This is a genomic window from Spiroplasma endosymbiont of Dactylopius coccus (genome assembly GCF_977110965.1).
The window spans coordinates 177074-198045 of record NZ_OZ373019.1 but is presented as its reverse complement, the minus strand read 5'-3'; the positions used below and the strand labels follow the sequence as shown (position 1 = coordinate 198045).

Below are 20972 nucleotides of genomic sequence, written 5' to 3'. Positions count from 1 at the left end.
CCACCTTTTTTTAAAATATTTGATTAATTTTTAATACAATTTTTACTATAATAAATATAATTAAACCAGCAACAGCAGAAGATAATAAAACTCCTATTAAACCTAAAATAATTTTTATTATTTTAAAAAACATAATATTATTCCTGCAATTCTTGTAATTTTCATAAATTACCACCACTAATATTCATGTCTTCTCATTTAAAAACATCAATATTTTCATTTCTTGAACATAATAATTGTAATCTTCCACCCTCTTTTATATAAGTACTATATACTGTTACAGTTTGTGGAATACCAGAACCTAACGAATAAACAAAATCAGTAAATGTATAAATATCTGGTAATATTATTTTTTGTTGTCTTGGATTTAAATTAAATCATATACGATATAATTTATTTTCTTTACAATCATATCTAATTTCTTGATTTTTTATACCAGTAGTACTAATATTAAAGGCTACATCTTTTCATTTACCAATTTTTAAATCTTTTATTTTTTTAATTAATTCATTAATAGCACCAGCAATAGTTTTATCATTAGTTTCTAAATTAGCAATTTCAGTACCAAAAGTATTGAGAACAAAAGCATATTGAAATTGTGTTTTATCTATTTTATCTTCTAATTCTTTATCTACTTCTTCTTTTTTATAATAATCAGTTAAATCTGGGATATTTTTATTTAATGTTCTTAAATTAACAGCATCTTGTGGTTGTGTAGGGTCTGCTATATAAACAATTCTAGTATTATTTGAAGTAATAATTCTTTTTTCTTTAGGTTGAATAATATTAGGCGAATTAGGGTCTATTAATCATAATGATTCACCACTTCCACCAGTAGCACTAATAGTATTAGTTTTTTCATCAATTTTAATATTTTCACCAGCAATTAATTTATCTTGTTTTTTATCTAATAAATTATTAGTTTCTAGTTTTGTATAATAATCACGTTCAGTATTTTCTTCTGCTATAAATTCAGTTGGTGTATCTATTCCTTGATATTGATATATTTCTTCTATATCACCAATTAAATTAATTTTTCCACGTTCAGGATAAGAATTACCGCCACCACTAAATTCTTTCTTTTTATTGTTATAGTAAATCGTTCCGGTATTTAAAATTGTTTTATTTTGGATTTGTTCACTATACGTCATGGAATCAACATTTAGCAATTCAAATTTATTAAAAACATTATTTAAATAAATTTTAATTACTTTATAAAATTTCATAAAGTTATTTTCTGTTGAATATTGATAACTGATTTTAATAAAATATCATTTAAATATTTCTATATTATTATTTTCAACTTTTTTTCATAAAGGACTAGTTTCAATATTAAATCAATTATTTTTAACATCATTAATATTTTCATTTGCTTTAATTAATTCAGTATTTAATTTGGTAATTTCATTTTCATTAGTAGTAATTCGTTTTTGTTGTTTAGCCGAAAAATCACAAGTTGGTGCATGAGTAAAATCACCAATTTGTGGATTATTTTGTAATGCTTCGGGTGGTAATGTACCAATTTCATCAGGTCAATCTAAAATCATTGTTTCAGTTTCTTTATCATAATCAGTTGCAACATAACCTTTATTAACAAATTTACTAACAGGACCTCTATATATTTCATTTTCATTATCATCAACTAAATCATCATATAATTTAATTTGTTTTGATAATGTAAATTCTTTTTGCTGTTCAATTAATTCATCAACTTGATTTCTAGTATAAAATGATTTTAAATCAATTTTTTCAACATCTATTTCATCATCATTATAATTTGATAATATTTGTTTTAATTCTGTTAGTCTTGCCAATATTTTCATTCTACTTGGTGCTAAATCTCAAACATTAATTGTAGGAATACTATTTGCACTAAATTGACTACCATTATTAAACTGAATAGTAGCATCAACATTAAATTCAATTGGTGTACGATTAAATACTCAATGTTCAGCGGTTACAAAAACCATATCTCTTAATGTTTCTTTAATTAATTCATCTTTAAAACTATCAAAAGGAAATTTAGATAAAATAAAACCAAGATAAGCATTAATATCATTTTGAGCACGAATAGCAAAAGTTTTAAATCAATCATTAACATTTGGTCATGTTTGTATATATTGCTGTGGTGTTTCTGTAATTTTTCCAGTTAATGGATATCAGTTATTATAATTTTCTAGACTGACACCAGTTCAAAGTTTATTAATCATATTTTATCATTCCTTAAAAAATGCTTTTTTATAATGTTTAGTTTTTGTTTTAGTTTTTCTATGTGATATATGTATAATTTCTTTTTGTAATTTCTTTTTACCTTTTTTTACAACTTGACTATATGCAAATTTTTCTAAATGATGTAATAATCCAGTACCAAATACAGTATTTACTGAAAATTTTAAACCAACACTTTTAAATGATTTATTAATATTTTCAATAGGATTATTAATAACATTTGCTACTTTATGATAAGTTCTTACGATTCTAAATATTTCTCTATATACTTTAAAACTATCTCTAATTATTTGTTGAACAACCGGCGGAGCAAATGCTATTGCTTTTAATCATTTATTTTGATTAACTCCATAACCAATGTATCAACCACTATATCAACGATATCAATGGAATGGATGTATTTGAGCAACAAAAGTTTCTGCTTTAAGAATACTATCAACAACTGTAATTGGTTTATATTTAGGATTACGATAATAAATAGTAATTGCACATTTATCTAATGATAAAGGTTGAATTTTACAACCCATAAATACTGGTGAATTTAATGGAATTAATTGTGCATGTTTAATTGCTCTTTTTTCTGCACTAGTAAATAAATCAGTTGCTTTTTCTTTTAATTTTTTAATTTTCTCAAATGCTTGCTTTTCTAACTTTTCAAATTTTTCTTGTAATTTATATATACTTTCTCGTAATTTTTCAAAATATGATGTATTTTTTCAAAATTTATTTAAACCTTTTTTTAAATAAAATCTAATATCCAAATATTTAAAAATTTTATTTGCATTTAAAACAATCTTATGAATTGAATTTTTTTTAAAATTAAATTTAATAGCATTAGCACGAATTTTTTGTAAATCTAAAATTAAAGTTTTTCCATATCTATTTTCTGTATGTATTGTATGAACTAAATTTAATCAATCATGTTGATTCATAGATAGTACTTTTTTTAAATCAGTATTATATTTTTTTAAAAAATTATTTGCTTTTTCAATATCTTTAATTTTAAACTTTGGAGTTAATTGAGGACTTAATTTTGATTATTTTTATATTGTCTTTCAGCAACATAACCTAAATCTCGTAATACTGTTTCACGATTAGGAGTAAAACTATAATTCATTAAATAACGTTTATTACCAATAATTTTATCTGTTAAAATTTCTTTTCCACTTACTTGACTTATAATTTCTTGTAAGTTTTTTGCTTCTTTAATTCCAACTTGTTCTAATGTTTTAGTTTTTTCTGCTAATTTAATAAATTTAGTAGTACGATAACCACGACTAATTTTATTAAGTCCAGCAAATGCAGGAAGTATATTAAAGAAAGTATTTAATTTTGTTACATTTCCTTTTAAATAATCATAAACTTGATTAATAGTAAAATCAGTTAAAAACTCTACACCAACAGCACTAATACTAGCAATTAAATCACTTGCACCTAATCCAAGTGCTACGCTTTCACTTAATCCACCAGTAAAAGGAGCAAGTGCTACTGCTATAACTTGTACACCAATCATTTCTAAAATTTCTCATCAAAAACTTTTATTTTCTTGTTGGTTACTTGTTCTAGTATGTTTTGGTTTATTTATGTTTAAAAGTATTGCTGTACTAGTTGTACCGATTGGCATGGTATTAATTTCCTTTATTTAAGAGTTATTTTAATTGGATTTGTTGTTCCTTTATAATTTAAGTCATTAACATTTGCAGTAATAGTTATATATAAGTCACCTGCTTTTTGTTTTTGATTACTTACATTAGTTTTTCCTTGTGCGTCACTAAAATATTTAATAGTTGGATTTGTTAAATTTGGATTTAATGATTTAAGTTCATTAGTACTTTTTATTTGTGTATTTAATTCACTATTATTGTTATTAACATTTGCAGTAATATCAGTTGTTAAATTTGTAATTTTAGTTTTTAAATCAGTTTTATCAGTATTAATAATTCCACATGCCATTCAACGTGATGTTGTTTCATTATTAGAAATATAAGGTATGGCTTGACCTGTAACTTCTCCACCAACTAAATACATTCTTCCAACTTTACCATCTGCCACTTCTTGAACATAAATAATTGTATCTTGCAACATATATCTTTTCATTGCTCTTGGTGTTGCTAAAACAAATGACATAATTTCATCATCATTTTTATCATTTTTAAAAGTCATATAGTCATCCATTACAATTTGACATAAAACACCTTTAATATATAAATCATTACCATTTAATCTTAATTGTTGTGCAATTTCATTATCAGTAATTAAACCTTTATTATCTGCCAAATAAACTATACTATCATAAAGAGAATTAGTAATAAAGAATCTACAATTTGCAATATTTCTATATTGAAATAATGTATTTCATGCCCCCAACATTGCTTCTACATATTTAATTGCTTGTGCTTTTGGTTCTGTTGATTTTTCAATCATAAATTTAATTGCATATTTTGCAATTACATTAGTATTGTTATTAGCTAAATAATCTGCTAAATCATTAGCAACTTCATATTGCATACTTTGTAATAAATTTTGACCATTTTCTGCTAATAAATCTTTTGCTGCAATTGTTTCGCCAGCAACGGCTTCTTCTGTAATTTCTTTAATAATTTTATCTGTATCAGCATATCCAACATCTATTCTTTTACTTTTATCATTTCATTGAAGAACTTTAACTTTTGGGTCTTTTGGTTTTTTAACTATAAATTCAATTCTTGTTGAATTAACCATTTCGATAGGAAAAAAACTTGCCCACGGACTATTTGATTGTTTAAAAAATTCTATAAATTCTGGTGCTTCTACTAATTTTTCGGTATTATCTAAATTTTGTTTGAATGGTACTGCCATTTTTTATTTTCCTTCCTTATAATTTATTTTTATTTTTATAATCCAATAATGTACTTTTTATTGAATTTGGTTGATTTGTTATTATTGTTTGTGGTTTGCCACCTGTATTAATTGTTTCTTTAAATACTGGTTGTTCTTTAATCATTTTTTTAATAGTTTCTTCAATTTTTGAATTTTCTATATTACTTGTTTTAAATTTTAAATAATCATAAAATTCAGTTTTAACTTGATATTTTTTAAATATATTAATAATTTCTTTTTCTTTAATTTCTTGATTAAGTTTATTTAACTTATTTTCTGCTTCATTAACTTTATTTTCTATTTCTTGTGAAGAAGCATTATTTTCAGTTAAAGGTTCAGTTGTTTGTTGAACATTATTTTCATTTTCTAACATTTAACATTCTCCTAATCTTATCCCAATAATCAATCTTTAACTAATTGTGGCATTTCACTTATTAGTTTTTTATAATCATTAACAGCATTTTCTAATATATCAATATCAGAAAATTTAAAACAATTTCCTATATCTAAATCAAAATCTCTATCAATTTTGATATTATTTTTTCTATATTTTTCATTAAATTCAATTTTTGTCATATTATTTTTCTCCTTTATTAATTTTTTCATTTAATTTTGCTAATTTTTTTTGATGTTTTATAATTTTGTTATTTGCTCCAACATGTTTTGGAGTTGTAATAAATCTTTTTAATAAAACAATAATTTCTCTGCAAATTAATGTTCCAACACTTGTTCCAATAATTATTAATTCATGTAAAAATTCTTTCATCTCAATATTTTCCTTTCAATTATTTATTTTTTAATTATTCATCAAATTGACCACCATTAATTCTTTCAATCATTGATTGTGAATTACTTATAATTTTTACTAATACAGATATTTCTTTATTTAATTGTTCCATTCTTTCTTTATATGATTGTATTTCTTGATTATAATATTCAATTATTTTTTCTTTATTCATTGCTTTTCACCCCCTTTATAAACTCATGTGATTGTAATCTCAATTTAATGAAGCATTATCAGTATTTAATGGTACTTCGCTCATATTATCACTACCGTATTGACTGGTTGTTTCACTATTAATTGAAAATCTATTATCATTAATTAATCTTGTAGTTTCATTATTAAATGTTGTTTCTTGCATTTCTTCAACATGATGATTTGTTTCCATAGGTAATAAATTATGAATAATTTCAGATGCCCCAGCAATAATGGTAGGTACTGCATAAGCATTATTAAAATTATTATTTATACCCATAGCAACACCAGTACTAATCAAACATCCACCAGTTGCCATATTACAAATTTTTCTTATTGTTTCAAATTTATTAGGTATTAACTCAGTTAATCCACTAATAAGATTTGAAATACCATAAGCATTTAAACTAATATATGTATCTCAATCCATTAATGACTGATTATCTTGTTTATCTAACAATAATCATGGTGGACCCTCAGTTGTAGTTGTAGTAGTTATTGGAGTTGGTGTTGTTGGAATAATAGGATTAATATTATTTTCTGTTCATTTACTATAATTTGCTAAACCGATTGTTCCTAAACCTAGTAATATTTTTTTAGAACTATTAATTAATTTTGTTTTAGTATTTGGTCTTTGATTTAAATTTCAAATATCTAAACCTAATTTTTTACCAAATAATAAACTATTAATTGAACCTAATACTGGATTTGCAATTACTTGACCATAATAAGCACTTGTACCAATCATTGCACAAATAGGACTTATACCAGTTCTAATTAATTTAGTTAATGTATAATTTGATTGATTTTCTATATTTGGCATTATTTAATTTCTCCGTTCATATTCAATAATTTTTCTAAAACATAATTAGTTTTATCAAAATTTATAATAAGTCATTTTTTTGTTTCTGAATGATTGTTAGTAACATTAATTAACTTTTCTATCGTATCGATTAACTCTTTTTTATCTGCTTTATCAAAAATGACTTGTAAAATTTCATCTAACATAATTTAATCTCCTTTATTTGTTTTTATCAGTTCTCTTATAACATCTAATAAGGAATCTACTACATAAGAATTTAATTCAAATTCATAATTTCTAATTTTAATTTTTTCTTTTTGCATTTATTTGTTCTCCTTTAATTTTCTAATTTTTTAATTGTTACTTTAATTCAACCTTGATATACATCATTATCACCAACTATTAATGCAACATTACTTTCGGGGTCAGAAACAATTATGTGTTTTGATTTAACATTTGGGTATTGTCTTAAAATAATTGCTCTAATATCATTACTTGTATGAATTGCTTTTGGAAATGGTGATAATATTTCAATTTCATCTTTATTTTCAAACAAAGTAGGTAATATTATCATTAGTCAAATTCTCCATTTTCTATTTTTTCTTTTATAGTATTAATTGCTAATAATATCCCGTAATGTGTATATTTATCTTGTTCATTTTTAAATTCCATAAAGTGATATTCATTATCAGTTTCCATATTTTTATAATATTGATTTAAATATTTAATTAATTGTTCTTTATTCATTATTTATTCTCCTTATTTAAATAATATCAACCAATTAATAAACTATCTGCTTCATCATGATTTGATATTGTTATATTTCAATTATTAGTTTTTATTATCATTATTTTTAAAACAATTTTGACAATTTGGTCAATTATAATTTTCTTTACAATCATTACACATTTTCATTTAGTTATTTCTCCTTATTATTTTTTGGATGTTGAAATTGAACAGCTAAACAATCATTACAACGAAATATTAATTCAATGCTTACATCTTCATGTTTACAATTAGTCATTAGTTAATTTCTCCGTTTTCTATTTTTTTAATTAATAAACCAAAAATTCCTTTAAAATTTATATTTTTAATATGTTCAAGTAATTTTTCTTTATTAATACAATTTTTATGTCTTGATTTATTAATTTCATCAACTTTAATTCTATGTTCTTTACAGTATGCTCTACCATATTCATCAAATTGCTCTTCTGTTATATTTTCACATTGTATTTGTTCAAAATTTTCATCATGTGGTGGTATTAAACTAGTAAATTTAGTAGTTTGACTAAATGTACATCTATTCATTATTTTTTCTCCTTATTTTCAATTTGATTAGCAATTTCATTTAATATTTTCAATACTTTATATTCATTTTTTAATTCTTTAATAATAAATATTAAAAATATTATTAGTGTTATACTTGTTATTAATATCGGTACTATTAATAAAATTTTTCATAATATCATTTTTTACTCTTTTCATTTTTTAAATCATTTAACATTAATTGAACAAAATGCACGATTTTTAGGAATATTTAAAGTATTAAAGATTTCACCAGTTACTATAATTTCATCGTTTTTGTTTAATAAAATACAGCGTCTATAAAGTTTTGGTTTATTAAAAATTAAAGTAACATAGTTTAATCCATTTCATTGACCACGAACACTATAATATAATTCTTTATTACCTTTTTCGTAATATTTTGCTTCAATAGTGTTACTAAGTTTTACTGTTAATTTGACATAATTTGTTTTATCTTTCATTTTTATAATTTCCTTAAATAATTGTCAAAAATTAATATTTTTTTATGATTTTTTAAATAATATTGAATATGCTTATATGCATCTTGTTCATGTTTTGTTAATTTTATATTTCCTTTATAATTTGTTATTTTATTTTTATTTTTTGGTTGGTTTTCTAGATAATCTCAATTCATAACATCTTGTACTAATACCATTAATGAACCAATAATTTTAGGAGTTGCTAATGGATTAGTTAATAATTGTTTTGAATTTAAAAAGAAATTTTCTACAATAACTAATATTTTTTTATCAATAAATTTTTCTTTAATTAATTGAAATTTTTCTTTATAAATATTTTTAGTTCATAAAACAGTTAATGTATTGAATGTTTCATTAAAAACAATATTATTAGTTTCATTTGAATATATAACAATTCCATTATTACCAATACCAGCAGGGTCAATTCCAATAATTAATTCATATTTCATTATTAATCAAATTCTCTGCATTGTATTTTATTAATTAAAATTTTAATAATATCAATTGAACCTTTTAATTTATTTAAATAATATATGTCTTTTTCTTTATTATATTGTTCTATATCACTATCTAAAATTAAATTTAATCAACTAATTAATTTTTGTTTATCCATATTTATACCTCCTACTTAACCTAATATTTAAAATACAGTCATAACAAATTGCTTTACTATTTTTATCTCTTAAAAAATATTTTCTTGTTTTTATATCATTAGTATTAAAGAATAAATAATCTAATTTATGTTGTTTACATGTTCAACAAAAATACTTTTTCATAATAATTCTTTCTAATATATTCTGTTGCTTCTAGCATAAAGAATATATATTTTGATTTTTATATTATTAATACTATTAGTTTTATTCATTCCAGAAATTCTGGGCTCAAAAATAAATTGTGAAATTTTAAAAAACATTGAGGCATTCGATTCAATATTTATTTAATTTGTGTTAAACAAATTAATATTTTAATTGAACCGGCACCGCTCAATTTTTTTTACAAGTTTGAAATTTATTTTCTCGCCCAAAAATTTTTTCAAAAAAAATAAAAAATAAAACCAACACTTGCTCACTGGGGAGTGGCAAGGTTGGTTAAATAAAGAATAGAATTAATACAATAGGTCCCTACAACAGGTCTATATATACTAGTTTCCAATTCGCTCCCACCCCAAGAATTACCATTACTGGTTAATATATTTTATTAGGTATCACTCCACTTTTTATTTATTCATGCAAGTCCACATGCTCTAGCTACTATTTTTAACAACTGTGTTGTAGTTCACTTTTTTAGTTCCCTAACACGTGTTGATAATAGCGTTAAAGAGGGTTATTAATTATTAACTTTCTCCTACTTGGTCACTGCGTGTAGTAGATATTTAAAGAGTGTTAATAATAAAAATTTTAAAATTTTACAATTACAAAAAAAAGACAAGATTTTTATTCTCGTCTTTTGTCATTTATTTTTAATTCAAGGGTAAAAAAAGAAAGGAGCTATTTTTAAAACTTTTTAGTTACCGACATCTTCGGTACGCTCCCATTATATTAATAAAAATGTGGTACAAAATACTTTATTTTTTTTAATTAATGTGTTATAATTGTTATAACAATTAAAGATATTTTTCTCTCATAGAAAATATACTTTATACGCATTTTTTAAACGACCAATTATCACTACAAGCAATGAGAATATCATTTAAGCCTCGATTTTTCATTTCTGTGAAATTGGCTAATCAAAATTTAGAACCTTCATTTTCACTAATTCATAAGCCTAAAACATCTTTTTTACCTTCTAAATCAACTCCTACACAGATTTGTTAATAATGCGTTTATCTTGTCGTATTTTAACTACTATGCAATCAAAATAAACAATCGGATAAATACTATCTAATGGTCGATTTTGCCATGCTTTTACATCATCAATAACATCATCAGTAATTTGACTAATAACACTTTCACTAATATCAGCACCATGATATAACTCTTGTAATTGCATTCTAATATCTGATAATGTCATACCTTTTGCATATAAAGAAAGAACTTGTTGATCAAAACCATCAAATCTTATTTGTCTTTTTGCAATTATTACAGGATTAAAATTACTATTGCGATCTCGTGGTACATCAATCTCAATTTTACCTTGTTGAGTTATTAATTTTTTTGAACTTATACCATTACGAGCATTGTCACTATTACTATGTTGATTTTTATCATATCCTAAATAATTTTGCATCTCAGAATTCAACATTTTTTCTACTAATCTTTTTGTTAATTCTTTATACAAGCCTCCCTCTTTAAAAACTGTTGTTAAATCTTCAGTATTTTCTAATAATAAATCTACTGCTTTTGATATTGGATCATTATTATTAATATTTTGCTTTTTAGCCATTTGTAATTCACTCTTTCTAGGTTTATTATAGAATTAATTAAACATAGTTATTTTTGTAAGTTACACAGATTACTAAACATTACCTTTTTATTAGTTATCCAGCAGAAATTAAAAGAGTAATTTATACCACAAATGCTATTGAATCTGTTAATAGTCAATTACGAAAAGTTATCAGAAATAAAAAAGTTTTTCCTAATGATATGCAAGAATTGAAAATATTTTATTTAGCAATTGAAAATATAACAAAAAAATGAACAATGCCCATTCAAAATTGAAATACAGCAATTGCTCATTTTATGATAAAATTTGAAGATAGAATTAATCTTAACTAGTACTTTGTAAAACAAAGATACACAGATTTCTAAAAAGCCTCTATTTAAATGAAACTTGCAAAAAAAAGTAATTATTTTAACAATGATTGATAAATTATTCAGATATTTTTGTTGAAGATAAATCATAAAATTTACCTTTAATAATATATACTATTGTTTCACAAATGTTAACTAAGTGATCACCTAGTCTTTCAATATATTTCAACTGTTGCATTGTTGATGTATATTGAGAGAGTTGATCATTATTTTTGTTTACTTTTAACATATTGACAATGTTTTTCATTGATTCACGAAAACGATTATCAATATCGATATCATATTCTGCTGCTTGATAAGCTTTGTTAATATCATTTTCATTTATAGATTCACCAATTAAATCCATCATTTTAAATACTTTTTTCATTAATCCTGATAATTGAGATGTTAATTTAATTTCTGGTTTATATTTGACATTAAATTTGGATAAATTTTTAGCATAATTTGAAATACGTTCTAAATCACGAATAATATTCATATAGCCAATAATAGTACGTAAGTCAGTAGCAAAAGGATTTTGTTGAGCAATACTTCAAATTGCAGTAATTGTTAAACTTTCAGCGACTGTTCTAATTTCTTTATCGGTTTCAACAATTCTTTTTGACATATCAAAATCTTGTGTTTCCATTGCTATTAAAGCGTCTTTATGTTCTTTTTTTACTTCTTTTAATAAAGTTAATAAGTTTTGTTTTAAATTTATGATATCTAAATCAAATCTACGGTTAATTATTTTCATTTTTTCCTCCTTCCTCTATAATTAATTATATATATTTTTAACCAAATCTGCCGGTAATATAATCTTCTGTTCTTTTATCTTTTGGTCGTGAAAATATTTTTTTAGTATTATTATACTCAATGACTTCTCCATTTAAGAAAAAAGCAGTTTTATCAGAAATTCGTGCTGCTTGTTGCATTGAATGAGTAACAACAATAATTGTAAAGTCTGATTTTAAATCATTCATTAAGTCTTCAATTTTAGATGCGGCAATCGGATCTAGAGCTGAAGTTGGTTCATCCATTAATAGTACTTCTGGTTTTAGGGCAATAGCACGAGCAATACATAAACGTTGTTGTTGGCCACCTGATAATGATAATGCTGAATCAAATAAGTGTTGAGCAACTTCATCTCATAAAGCCGCTTTTTTTAAAGCATCTTCGACAATTTGATTTAGAATCTTTTTGTTTTTAATGCCTTGATTTTTTGGACCATATGCAACATTATCATAAATTGACATTGGAAAGGGATTAGGTTTTTGAAATACCATTCCAACTTTAGTTCGTAATGAAATAATATTTTTTTTATTTTCATAAATATCTTCATTATTGAATAATATTTGTCCATTAATTTTAACACCATCAATTAAATCATTCATTCTATTTAAAGTTCGTAGTAATGTTGATTTGCCACAACCACTTGGTCCAATAAAAGCGGTTACTTGATTACGACTTATTTCTAAATTTATATTAAATAAAGCCTGTTTTTTACCATGATTATAGAAGAAATTTAAATTTTTAATAGTAAAAACATAATTACTTTTTGGAATATTTTCTATATTTGATAAATTATTTGATTTGTTATTTGGTTTTTTCTTAAATTTATCTTTCACTTTTAAAAAGTAAGGTTTAATCACATTTACTTTTCTTTTTTTATTGCTATTCGCTGATTCTTTCTTGCTTTCATTTTTTCTTTTAATAATTCAATTGAGCATTTTGTTTTCACCCCGATTCTTGTTGTTAAACTTTTTTCAAAATGTTTTGCTATAAAATTTAAAATAAATATTAGTATAACTGTTATTAGTGCTGTTTGGTACATCATTCCTAATTTATTAGGGTCATTTGATTCTTTATTAACTAATAAAATATGGGTTGTTAAAGTTTGTCCTGAACTTAAGAAACCTTTATTGGGAAAAGCAACAGTGCTTCCTAATGTTAGATAAACTGGTGCTGATTCACCAATAATTCTACCCATTGATAAAATCATACTAGTAATAATGCCAGCAATGGCAGCTGGAATAACTACTTTTCTTATTGTTTCAAATTTACTAGCACCTAGTGCTAATGATGCTTCACGATATTCAATGGGTACTGATTTTAATGTATCTTCTACTGCTCTAATAATAAGTGGTAAAATAACAATTGTTAATGTTAAACTAGCAGCAATTGCTGAGAAACTTATTTGTAAGAAAGTAATAAAAAAAGTAAATCCAAACATACCAAAGATAATTGATGGCGTAGAAGCTAAGGTATTTAGCACAAAACGTAATATTGAAGCAAATCAACCATTTTTGGCATATTCGTGAAGATAAATTGCGCCAATAATACCTAATGGCATAGCAATAGTAATTGTTGTTAATACCAATAAACATGTCATTGTGATAATTGATAAGTAACCTTCATCACCGGTTGTTCAAATTAAAGCCGCAAAATTAAAATTGAAAACGCTACTACCAGTATTACCACTAATGTTGAAGATACCATTAATAATAATATCACCAATAATTCAAATAATTAATCCCATAGTAATAAAACAAGCTAGCCCCATAAAGAATAATCGAAAATAGTCTTTAAAGTGTTTTCAGCCTTGATTTTTAATAGTTTTTTCACTAATAGTTAACATTAGTTGATTATCAGATAGATTTATTTTTTTTAAATTATAATTTCGTGGTTTTTTATGACCTTTTGCTTTTTTATCACTACGTTTATAAATTATTAAAACAATAAAGTTAATGATTGAAACTATAATAAATAAAAATAAACCAATTCCATATAATGCTGATATTTGTTGAGAACTAACTGCTTCTCCAATTTCTAGTCCAATTACTCCCGCTAAAGTAGAAATTGAACTAAATAAAAATGCAAGTGTACCATGTGCAAAATTGGGGGTTAGAGTACTATTACCAGCAATCATGACAACGGCCATTGTTTCACCAATGACTCTTCCAAATCCAAAAATTATTGCACCAATGATTTTGGTTTTTGCCGCTTTAAAAATGACTTTAAAACTAGTGTCAGTCCTGCTAATACCTAGTGCTAATGATGCATATAGATAAGATTTTGGTACTCTAGTAATAGCATTAACAGATAATGAAATAATTGTTGGTAATGCCATCATTGATAAAATAAAACTTGCTGTCATCATATTTTCTTTGGTTGGTGCTCCCATTTTTACAAAAATAGGACCAATGGTCATTAAACCAAAAGCACCAAAAACAACTGAAGGAATACCAGATAATAATTCTACTAAAGTTAATGTTGTTTTTTTTAATTTTGGTGGTAAAAATTCACATATAAATAATGATGTTAGTAAACTTAAAGGAACAGCAAGTATCATTGAAAATAGCGCAACTCAAAAAGTGGCAACAACAAAGGCAATAATACCAAAACTATTAGCACTAGGTAATCATTTACTATTTCCTAACATTTTAAATCAATTAAGAAAACTCATATTACTAAATGTTTGGCCGATAATAAAACCAATTAATAATGAAGCGGCAATTAGTGCTAATGAAGATATAGACAATACACAAATTTTAGCAATCAAATCATAAGTATGTTTTTTTTGTTCACTAATAAAAACATTTTTTGGATCATGATTTTTATTAAAATGATTAAAAGTTATTTTATGTCAAAACTTTTTAAAAGATTTGGATTTCATTTATTAATACTCCTTTATGGAAAATTGTTTAATCACTGATTTAAATCATGATTTAATTTGTCAGTTAATGGTACTGCTGATTGTGCGTATTGAGCTTCTGAAAAAGCAGGAACTACGTATTCGTTATGACCTGGATAGCCAGGAATAAACAAGAATTTTAGAAATTTAACTAAAGTATTAATTTGTTTAAAATTTTTATTTATTAAACCTGTAAATGGTCGTGATAACTGATAAGTACCATTTTTAATGGTATCTAAACTTGGAGCAATTTTTTCTCAATTAGCAATATGAATATTAGTGAATTGTTTATTTGAATCTAATTGTTTTTTATCTGAATATGAACTATAACCAACACCACCACTAGACATATTAAACATTTGTGTACTTGAATTAACGGTTATTGCTTGTGGATAATATGCTTTTGAATCACCCAGAACTTTTTCATTAAAAACATCTCGTGTTCCTGAACCATTTTCTCTAGTATAAGGTAAAATTTTGAGGTCACAAGTTGGTTTGATTCAACCTTGATTTGGTTCTGAAGTATTTTGTGGAAATAAATCTCTTCAGAAAATAGACGATTTTAAATACATTTTTTTTACTTTATCTTGTGTAAAATTTAGAGGTTTATCATTACCTAAGCAATCTTTTGGTAAATTATAAACTAAAATCATGCCATCTTTTGATAAAACAAAAGAAATTAAATTATTATTAGGAGTTGTATATTCCTTTGAAAGTCAGCCAATACCAAACATATTTTTATTAACGGGAATTACTGCTGCATCTGAACCTAAACTGTTATAAGTAAAATCTGCTTCTTTATGATTATCAGGATAGTCTTCCATTAATGTATGCATTAAAGGTGCTACTGAAGTTGAACCACCCATAATAAAATAGGGTTTATGACTAACTAAAGTTACAATAAAAATACTAATCATTGTGATTAATCAAAATAATGACAAAATTCTTTTTTTTAGCATATAAATCCACCCAACTGAGAGTTTTCTTTATCATACACGTATTATAACAATATAATTGATAAAAACTAGAAAAATTATTTCATTTTTATAAAAAATGTAGGTTCTAAACTATATTATTAATATTTTTTAGTAATTAAAAAATGGTATTAAGTTAACTTAATACCATTTTATTAAATATTTTTAATTTAATATAAAAAAATAAAAGAAAAGTATTTCTTTCTTTTATTAGTATTCTTTATTTATATAATTCAAAAGATAAAATAACTTTATTTTTTATTATCTAAAGCATTATTTTTCTTTAAAGTTTTTAAAGTACGAGCACTAATCATTAAATTTTTTCCACCAATTTTTATTGGCTGTAAGTTTGGATTTCATTTTCTTCTAGAAGAGTTCATCGCATGCGAACGGTTGTTACCAGCTAGTGGACCAATACCACTTAAAGCACATTTTCTTGCCATAGTTATTTTCTCCTTATTAATGTTTTAACTAATAAATAATACCATATTTATTTATTTATTTTAAAAAAAATTAAAATTTATTTGTAAAAAATTGAATATTTACTAGGACATTATTTTAATAAGAAAAATTTAAATTATATATTTTTTTTAAAAAAATAAAAAATATGTTATAAGTAAACTATATTATACAAATTTTTAAGAAATCTTGGAGGAAAAAAATGAATTGTATTATTTATGCTGTGCAAATTGATGATGAAAAAAAGATTGGTTTACATGCACGACCAATAGCCAAAATTGCTGGTGCTATTAGTAAGTATAAAAATATTGAGGTAGAAGTCATTAAATTACCTGATAATGCAGATATTACGAAGCCAGTAAAACTTACTGGTAATGAAACTAAAGTTAAAGCTAAGTCAGTTCTTAATTTTCTAGGTTTACAAGCAAAAAATTTTAGTAAAATTGCTTTTATTATTACAAAAATGGATGAGAAAGAAGAAGATAAAAAACTTGAAGAAGTTAAAACAGAAATTATTTCTTTATTAAAAGAAGAAAAATTAATAAAGTAAATGGTTTTAAAAAAAGTATTCTTTTTAATACTTTTTTTAAAACCATTTATCCTTATGATATAATTATTTACGTTCTTAAAATATTAAATTATATAAATGGAGGCATTTAATGAGCGAAATTAACAAAAATAAAGAAATAATAATTTCAGAACAAGGTTTAGAAAAGTTAAGAACTGAATTATATAAACGAATTAATGTTGAACGTGAATCGATAAAAGAACGATTAAAAGCAGCTAGGGCTGATGGTGATTTATCAGAAAATGCTGATTATACTAGTGCGCGTGAAGAGCAAGGTAAAAATGAAGCACGCATTCAAGAACTTGAAACGATTATTACTAGTGCTGTTATTCTTGAAGAACAAAAACAACGTAAAAATAGTAATATCAAAGCAGTTCGTGTTGGTAGTTGAGTAACAATTGTAAAAATTAAAGATGGTAAAATTGTTTCTGATTCAGAAGAAAAATTTAAAATTGTTGGAAGTATTGAAAGTAATCCATTTGAAGGATTAATTTCTAATGAGTGCCCATTAGCAGTATCAATTATGAATTGTGTTGTTGGTGATATTGTTGATATTAAAGGTATTAAAGAAACATATAGGGTAAAAATTATAGAAGTAAAAAATCAATTATAAATAATTTAATTAAAAATGACCACTAATAAATAGTGGTCATTTTTAATTATTTATTAATTTATAATTGAACAGAATGATAATTATAAGTTTTGTTTTCTTTAGTATCTAAATTACTTTGTTGTTTGATTTTTTCAAAATTATTATCTGGGATTTTTAAACAATCATTTAGTAATTCTTTTATGTTAGAATTTTCAATATTAAAGTTTTCACATATTTCTTTTAAAGAAAGTTTAGGGGAGATTGTCAAAAATCCGGAATAAATTAAATCGTTGTAGTCTTATTATATTTCAGACAAGAAATAATTTGGATTTTTATGAAATTGTATATTTATCTTACTATTTTTTAAAAAAAAATACAACTAAAATACTTATAATTAAGTTTAGTAAGTGTTAAACTTATGAAGTAATATTTAAGGAGAATTTAAAGATGAAAATTAAAACACTGAAAAAATTACAGTTAATAACTGTATCACTATTTATTTTAACTATTTTAATTATAATTAATGGACTATTATTACTTGGTTTATTTCACGGAAAAGAAGTAGTAACTGTTAAAAATAATTATTTATTTAAAAATACAAAACGTTTAATATATGAATATAATGGTTTTACTTTGTGAAGTAAATATAGTTGATATTACATATTAACCAATAATAATATTTCTTTTAAATATTTTGGAAATGAATATATTATTGATAATTATTATAGTTATCCTTTATTATGGTTAAAAATTGCAGTTATTTTTTCTACAATTGTAGTTCCGATTTTTGTCTCTATAATTTTGTCATTAACATTCTTAATTATTGGTTTAAAAAGAAAAATAAAAAATAATAATTTTTGAGATGCTATTGCAAATTGTGAAATAATAAGTAATTATTACATTCATTAAATTATGTTTCTAAATTTATTTTATTACATTTAAAAATAACCATTTTAATGTAAATACTAATATTTGGATGGGTTACACTTTATTGGACACTAATTACGTAGACAAGTGAACAAATTAGTGAAAAGAAAGGAAGTATAATTATGGCCAATATTAACTCATATTCAGATGAATTTAAAAAACAAATAGTAGCTTTATATCAAAGCGGTAAGTCAGTGTCTTGTCTTGCTAAAGAGTACAATGTTACAAGAGCAGCTACTTATAATTGAATTAAGCAATTTACTAATTCAGATAGTTTTAAAATTAAAGATAATCGTTCTGTTGAAGAAAATGAATTAATTAAATTAAGAAAAGAATTAAAACAATTAAGAATGGAAAATGATATTTTAAAGCAAGCAGCACTAATAATAGGCAGAAAGTAGAAATTATTGCTAAAAATAAAGTTAAATATAAAATTCGCACAATGTGTCGTTTTTTGAAAATATCTAAATCAACATATTATTTTAACTTAAAGAAAAAAGAAAATAAAATCAAAAATAATATGTATGATGAAGCTGTTATTAGTGCTTTTAAAGAAAATAAAGAAGTTTATGGTACTAGAAGATTAAAAAAAATTTTAGAAAACCAAGAAATTTATTTATCACGCAGAAAAATTAAAGAAATTATGAATAAGCATAATTTAATATCAAAATACACTAAATTATCATTCAAAAATCATCATAATAAAGTCAATAATAGTCAAATAACCAATCTTGTTAATAGAAACTTTAATAATAGGGTTAAAAATGAAGTTATTGTTAGTGATTTAACTTACGTTCAAGTTAATGATAAATGAAACTATATTTGCCTATTAATAGACCTATTTAACCGCGAAATTATTGGACATAGTGTTGGAGTTAAAAAAGATGCATTACTAGTATATCAAGCATTTATGCAATCAAATCGCTGTTTAAAAGATATCCAAATATTTCATAGTGATCGAGGTAATGAATTTAACAATAAAATTATTAATAATCTTTTATTAGCATTCAATATTACTCGATCTTTAAGCAAAAAAGGTTGTCCTTATGATAATGCTGTTGCTGAAGCAACTTTTAAAACTTTCAAAACTGAATTTATTAATGATAAAAATTTTACATCATTAATCCAATTAAAATTAGAATTATTTGATTATATCAATTGATACAACAACATAAGAATCCACAGCACTTTAAACTACTTAACTCCTATCAAATATCAAGAACAAGTGTCTACCAAAAAATAGTCCTAAAAAGTGTTGCCATTCCAATTATATGTTCTATTACCAAGCATTTCTTTTAAAACATGTCAAATATTAGTTTCAGTAAAGCAACCTATATTTCACTTTGCACCTTGATTTTCAATACCTTGTTTATTATTTTTAAAATACTGTTTTTTAATTTTTTATGATTATCTAATTCTTTATATAAATAGTTAATTAATTCATCATATTGACCATTATTAATTAAATTTTTACAGTGATTATATTCTTTTAAATATTTTCCTTTATTTCCCGCCATTATTCCAAGATATAATGTTCTAATTAAATGAAATTTATCTAAAACAAACTGTGCACCTAAATAATCAGCAACTTCTTTAATTCATCCTGCACTATCACCACAAATAATAATTTTTGCTTGTTCAATATTTTCATAAAATTTTTGACAATGCTCTTTAACAAATTCAGCAGTCTTTTTAACTCCAATTACTGTTCTTGTTGGTCTATCTTGTCGTATTTTAACTACTATGCAATCAAAATAAACAATCGGATAAATACTATCTAATGGTAGATTTTGCCATGCTTTTACATCATCAATAACATCATCAGTAATTTGACTAATAACACTTTCACTAATATCAGCACCATGATATAACTCTTGTAATTGCAATCTAATATCTGATAATGTCATACCTTTTGCATATAAAGAAAGAACTTGTTGATCAAAGCCATCAAATCTTCTTTATCTTTTTGCAACTATTACAGGATTAAAATTACTATTGCGATCTCGTGGTACATCAATCTCAATTTTACCTTGTTGAGTTATTAATTTTTTTAAACTTATACCATTACGAGCATTGTCACTATTACTATGTTGATTCTTATCATATCCTAAATAATTTTGCATTTCAGAATTCAACATTTTTTCTACTAATCTTTTTGTTAATTCTTTATACAAACCTCCCTCTTTAAAAACTGTTGTTAAATCTTCAGTATTTTCTAATAATAAATCTACTGCTTTTGATATTGGATCATTATTATTAATATTTTGCTTTTTAGCCATTTGTAACTCACTATTTCTAGGTTTATTATAGAACTAATTAAACATAGTTATTTTTGTAAGTTACACAGATTACTAAACATTACCTTTAATAAATTTATTT

General features: G+C 23.8%; 29 protein-coding genes and 3 pseudogenes. 5 read left to right on the top strand and 27 right to left on the bottom strand.

The genetic code is table 4. The features are described from left to right. Positions 1-10: 10 nt before the first annotated feature. The 20 genes and pseudogenes from ACXUB0_RS01265 to ACXUB0_RS01170 all read right to left on the bottom strand — a co-directional run. Positions 11-133, bottom strand: a complete 123-nt coding sequence (locus tag ACXUB0_RS01265; protein ID WP_255495889.1) for a hypothetical protein — start codon at positions 131-133, stop codon at positions 11-13. 4 nt (positions 134-137) lie between these two features. Further along, positions 138-2210, bottom strand: a complete 2073-nt coding sequence (locus ACXUB0_RS01260) for a hypothetical protein (RefSeq protein WP_458257500.1) — start codon at positions 2208-2210, stop codon at positions 138-140. 3 nt (positions 2211-2213) lie between these two features. Next, the gene (locus ACXUB0_RS01255) at positions 2214-3161 is read right to left on the bottom strand and encodes a hypothetical protein (RefSeq protein WP_458257499.1); all 948 of its coding nucleotides are present in this window, start codon (positions 3159-3161) and stop codon (positions 2214-2216) included. Positions 3162-3256: 95 nt separating this feature from the next. After that, on the bottom strand, positions 3257-3853 hold the full coding sequence (locus ACXUB0_RS01250; protein ID WP_458257498.1) for a hypothetical protein: 597 nt from the start codon (positions 3851-3853) through the stop codon (positions 3257-3259). A 14-nt stretch (positions 3854-3867) separates the two neighbouring features. Further along, on the bottom strand, positions 3868-5067 hold the full coding sequence (locus tag ACXUB0_RS01245) for a hypothetical protein (protein WP_458257497.1): 1200 nt from the start codon (positions 5065-5067) through the stop codon (positions 3868-3870). 16 nt (positions 5068-5083) lie between these two features. After that, positions 5084-5461 (bottom strand): hypothetical protein, encoded by a 378-nt coding sequence (locus ACXUB0_RS01240; RefSeq protein ID WP_458257496.1) that lies wholly within the window; start codon positions 5459-5461, stop codon positions 5084-5086. 17 nt (positions 5462-5478) lie between these two features. Further along, a complete protein-coding gene (locus ACXUB0_RS01235) occupies positions 5479-5664 on the bottom strand; it encodes a hypothetical protein (RefSeq protein WP_458257413.1) in 186 nt (61 codons plus the stop codon). A gap of 1 nt (position 5665) precedes the next feature. Continuing rightward, positions 5666-5854 (bottom strand): hypothetical protein, encoded by a 189-nt coding sequence (locus tag ACXUB0_RS01230; protein ID WP_458257495.1) that lies wholly within the window; start codon positions 5852-5854, stop codon positions 5666-5668. A 34-nt stretch (positions 5855-5888) separates the two neighbouring features. Further along, positions 5889-6047 carry a hypothetical protein gene (locus ACXUB0_RS01225; RefSeq protein ID WP_458257360.1) on the bottom strand — a complete coding sequence of 53 codons (159 nt, stop codon included), beginning with the start codon at positions 6045-6047 and terminating at the stop codon, positions 5889-5891. Positions 6048-6062: 15 nt separating this feature from the next. Beyond that, on the bottom strand, positions 6063-6887 hold the full coding sequence (locus tag ACXUB0_RS01220) for a hypothetical protein (protein WP_458257494.1): 825 nt from the start codon (positions 6885-6887) through the stop codon (positions 6063-6065). After that, positions 6887-7072, bottom strand: a complete 186-nt coding sequence (locus ACXUB0_RS01215) for a hypothetical protein (RefSeq protein ID WP_458257493.1) — start codon at positions 7070-7072, stop codon at positions 6887-6889. The genes ACXUB0_RS01220 and ACXUB0_RS01215 overlap by 1 nt, the downstream gene beginning before the upstream one ends. Positions 7073-7203: 131 nt before the next feature. Further along, positions 7204-7440 carry a hypothetical protein gene (locus ACXUB0_RS01210; RefSeq protein ID WP_174480108.1) on the bottom strand — a complete coding sequence of 79 codons (237 nt, stop codon included), beginning with the start codon at positions 7438-7440 and terminating at the stop codon, positions 7204-7206. Continuing rightward, positions 7440-7613: a hypothetical protein gene (locus tag ACXUB0_RS01205; RefSeq protein WP_458257492.1), complete on the bottom strand. Its 174-nt coding sequence runs from the start codon at positions 7611-7613 to the stop codon at positions 7440-7442. The genes ACXUB0_RS01210 and ACXUB0_RS01205 overlap by 1 nt, the downstream gene beginning before the upstream one ends. Next, on the bottom strand, positions 7613-7768 hold the full coding sequence (locus ACXUB0_RS01200; protein ID WP_458257491.1) for a hypothetical protein: 156 nt from the start codon (positions 7766-7768) through the stop codon (positions 7613-7615). The genes ACXUB0_RS01205 and ACXUB0_RS01200 overlap by 1 nt, the downstream gene beginning before the upstream one ends. A 121-nt stretch (positions 7769-7889) precedes the next feature. Continuing rightward, positions 7890-8174, bottom strand: a complete 285-nt coding sequence (locus ACXUB0_RS01195) for a hypothetical protein (protein WP_458257490.1) — start codon at positions 8172-8174, stop codon at positions 7890-7892. Continuing rightward, positions 8174-8335 carry a hypothetical protein gene (locus ACXUB0_RS01190; RefSeq protein WP_342266587.1) on the bottom strand — a complete coding sequence of 54 codons (162 nt, stop codon included), beginning with the start codon at positions 8333-8335 and terminating at the stop codon, positions 8174-8176. Before ACXUB0_RS01190 ends, ACXUB0_RS01195 begins: the two co-directional genes overlap by 1 nt. A 3-nt stretch (positions 8336-8338) precedes the next feature. After that, entirely contained in the window at positions 8339-8632 is a 294-nt protein-coding gene (locus tag ACXUB0_RS01185; protein WP_458257489.1) for a hypothetical protein, read from the bottom strand. Between the two features lie 2 nt (positions 8633-8634). Next, complete coding sequence (locus tag ACXUB0_RS01180; RefSeq protein ID WP_458257488.1) at positions 8635-9099, bottom strand: hypothetical protein; 465 nt, start codon at positions 9097-9099, stop codon at positions 8635-8637. Between the two features lie 2 nt (positions 9100-9101). Beyond that, complete coding sequence (locus tag ACXUB0_RS01175; RefSeq protein WP_458257487.1) at positions 9102-9263, bottom strand: hypothetical protein; 162 nt, start codon at positions 9261-9263, stop codon at positions 9102-9104. Between the two features lie 1047 nt (positions 9264-10310). After that, positions 10311-11032, bottom strand: a pseudogene (locus ACXUB0_RS01170) (IS256 family transposase); the annotation flags it as partial. 83 nt (positions 11033-11115) lie between these two features. Here ACXUB0_RS01170 and ACXUB0_RS01165 point away from each other — a divergent pair. After that, positions 11116-11364 (top strand): annotated as a pseudogene (locus ACXUB0_RS01165) (transposase); the annotation flags it as partial. A 94-nt stretch (positions 11365-11458) separates the two neighbouring features. Here ACXUB0_RS01165 and phoU read toward each other — a convergent pair. The 5 genes from phoU to rpmB all read right to left on the bottom strand — a co-directional run bounded on the left by phoU (position 11459) and on the right by rpmB (position 16490). Further along, positions 11459-12136 (bottom strand): phosphate signaling complex protein PhoU, encoded by a 678-nt coding sequence (gene phoU / locus ACXUB0_RS01160; protein ID WP_174480791.1) that lies wholly within the window; start codon positions 12134-12136, stop codon positions 11459-11461. A gap of 37 nt (positions 12137-12173) precedes the next feature. Further along, positions 12174-12953 (bottom strand): phosphate ABC transporter ATP-binding protein PstB, encoded by a 780-nt coding sequence (pstB, locus tag ACXUB0_RS01155; protein ID WP_400255247.1) that lies wholly within the window; start codon positions 12951-12953, stop codon positions 12174-12176. Positions 12954-13033: 80 nt separating this feature from the next. Further along, positions 13034-15055 carry a phosphate ABC transporter permease PstA gene (gene pstA, locus ACXUB0_RS01150; RefSeq protein WP_458257486.1) on the bottom strand — a complete coding sequence of 674 codons (2022 nt, stop codon included), beginning with the start codon at positions 15053-15055 and terminating at the stop codon, positions 13034-13036. Positions 15056-15069: 14 nt separating this feature from the next. After that, positions 15070-16032, bottom strand: a complete 963-nt coding sequence (locus ACXUB0_RS01145) for a PstS family phosphate ABC transporter substrate-binding protein (RefSeq protein ID WP_252320663.1) — start codon at positions 16030-16032, stop codon at positions 15070-15072. 266 nt (positions 16033-16298) lie between these two features. Beyond that, the gene (gene rpmB / locus ACXUB0_RS01140) at positions 16299-16490 is read right to left on the bottom strand and encodes a 50S ribosomal protein L28 (RefSeq protein ID WP_458257485.1); all 192 of its coding nucleotides are present in this window, start codon (positions 16488-16490) and stop codon (positions 16299-16301) included. A 218-nt stretch (positions 16491-16708) separates the two neighbouring features. On the opposite strand from rpmB, the gene ACXUB0_RS01135 reads away from it, so the two are divergent. Both ACXUB0_RS01135 and greA read left to right on the top strand, forming a co-directional pair. After that, complete coding sequence (locus ACXUB0_RS01135) at positions 16709-17056, top strand: HPr family phosphocarrier protein (protein ID WP_458257484.1); 348 nt, start codon at positions 16709-16711, stop codon at positions 17054-17056. Positions 17057-17165: 109 nt separating this feature from the next. Continuing rightward, complete coding sequence (gene greA / locus ACXUB0_RS01130) at positions 17166-17687, top strand: transcription elongation factor GreA (RefSeq protein WP_458257483.1); 522 nt, start codon at positions 17166-17168, stop codon at positions 17685-17687. 58 nt (positions 17688-17745) lie between these two features. Here the strand turns inward: greA and ACXUB0_RS01125 are convergent, their stop codons facing one another. Next, the gene (locus ACXUB0_RS01125) at positions 17746-17934 is read right to left on the bottom strand and encodes a hypothetical protein (RefSeq protein ID WP_458257482.1); all 189 of its coding nucleotides are present in this window, start codon (positions 17932-17934) and stop codon (positions 17746-17748) included. A gap of 179 nt (positions 17935-18113) precedes the next feature. Here ACXUB0_RS01125 and ACXUB0_RS01120 point away from each other — a divergent pair, with 179 nt between their 5' ends. Both ACXUB0_RS01120 and ACXUB0_RS01115 read left to right on the top strand, forming a co-directional pair. Beyond that, the gene (locus tag ACXUB0_RS01120) at positions 18114-18575 is read left to right on the top strand and encodes a hypothetical protein (protein ID WP_458257481.1); all 462 of its coding nucleotides are present in this window, start codon (positions 18114-18116) and stop codon (positions 18573-18575) included. Between the two features lie 140 nt (positions 18576-18715). Next, a protein-coding gene (locus ACXUB0_RS01115) for an IS3 family transposase (protein ID WP_458257480.1) occupies positions 18716-19836 on the top strand; the annotation gives its coding sequence in 2 pieces (ribosomal slippage) (positions 18716-18959 and positions 18959-19836; 1122 coding nt in all). Between the two features lie 475 nt (positions 19837-20311). On the opposite strand, the pseudogene ACXUB0_RS01110 reads toward ACXUB0_RS01115, so the two are convergent. Further along, positions 20312-20872: pseudogene (locus ACXUB0_RS01110) on the bottom strand (transposase); the annotation flags it as partial. Between the last annotated feature and the right edge of the window lie 100 nt (positions 20873-20972).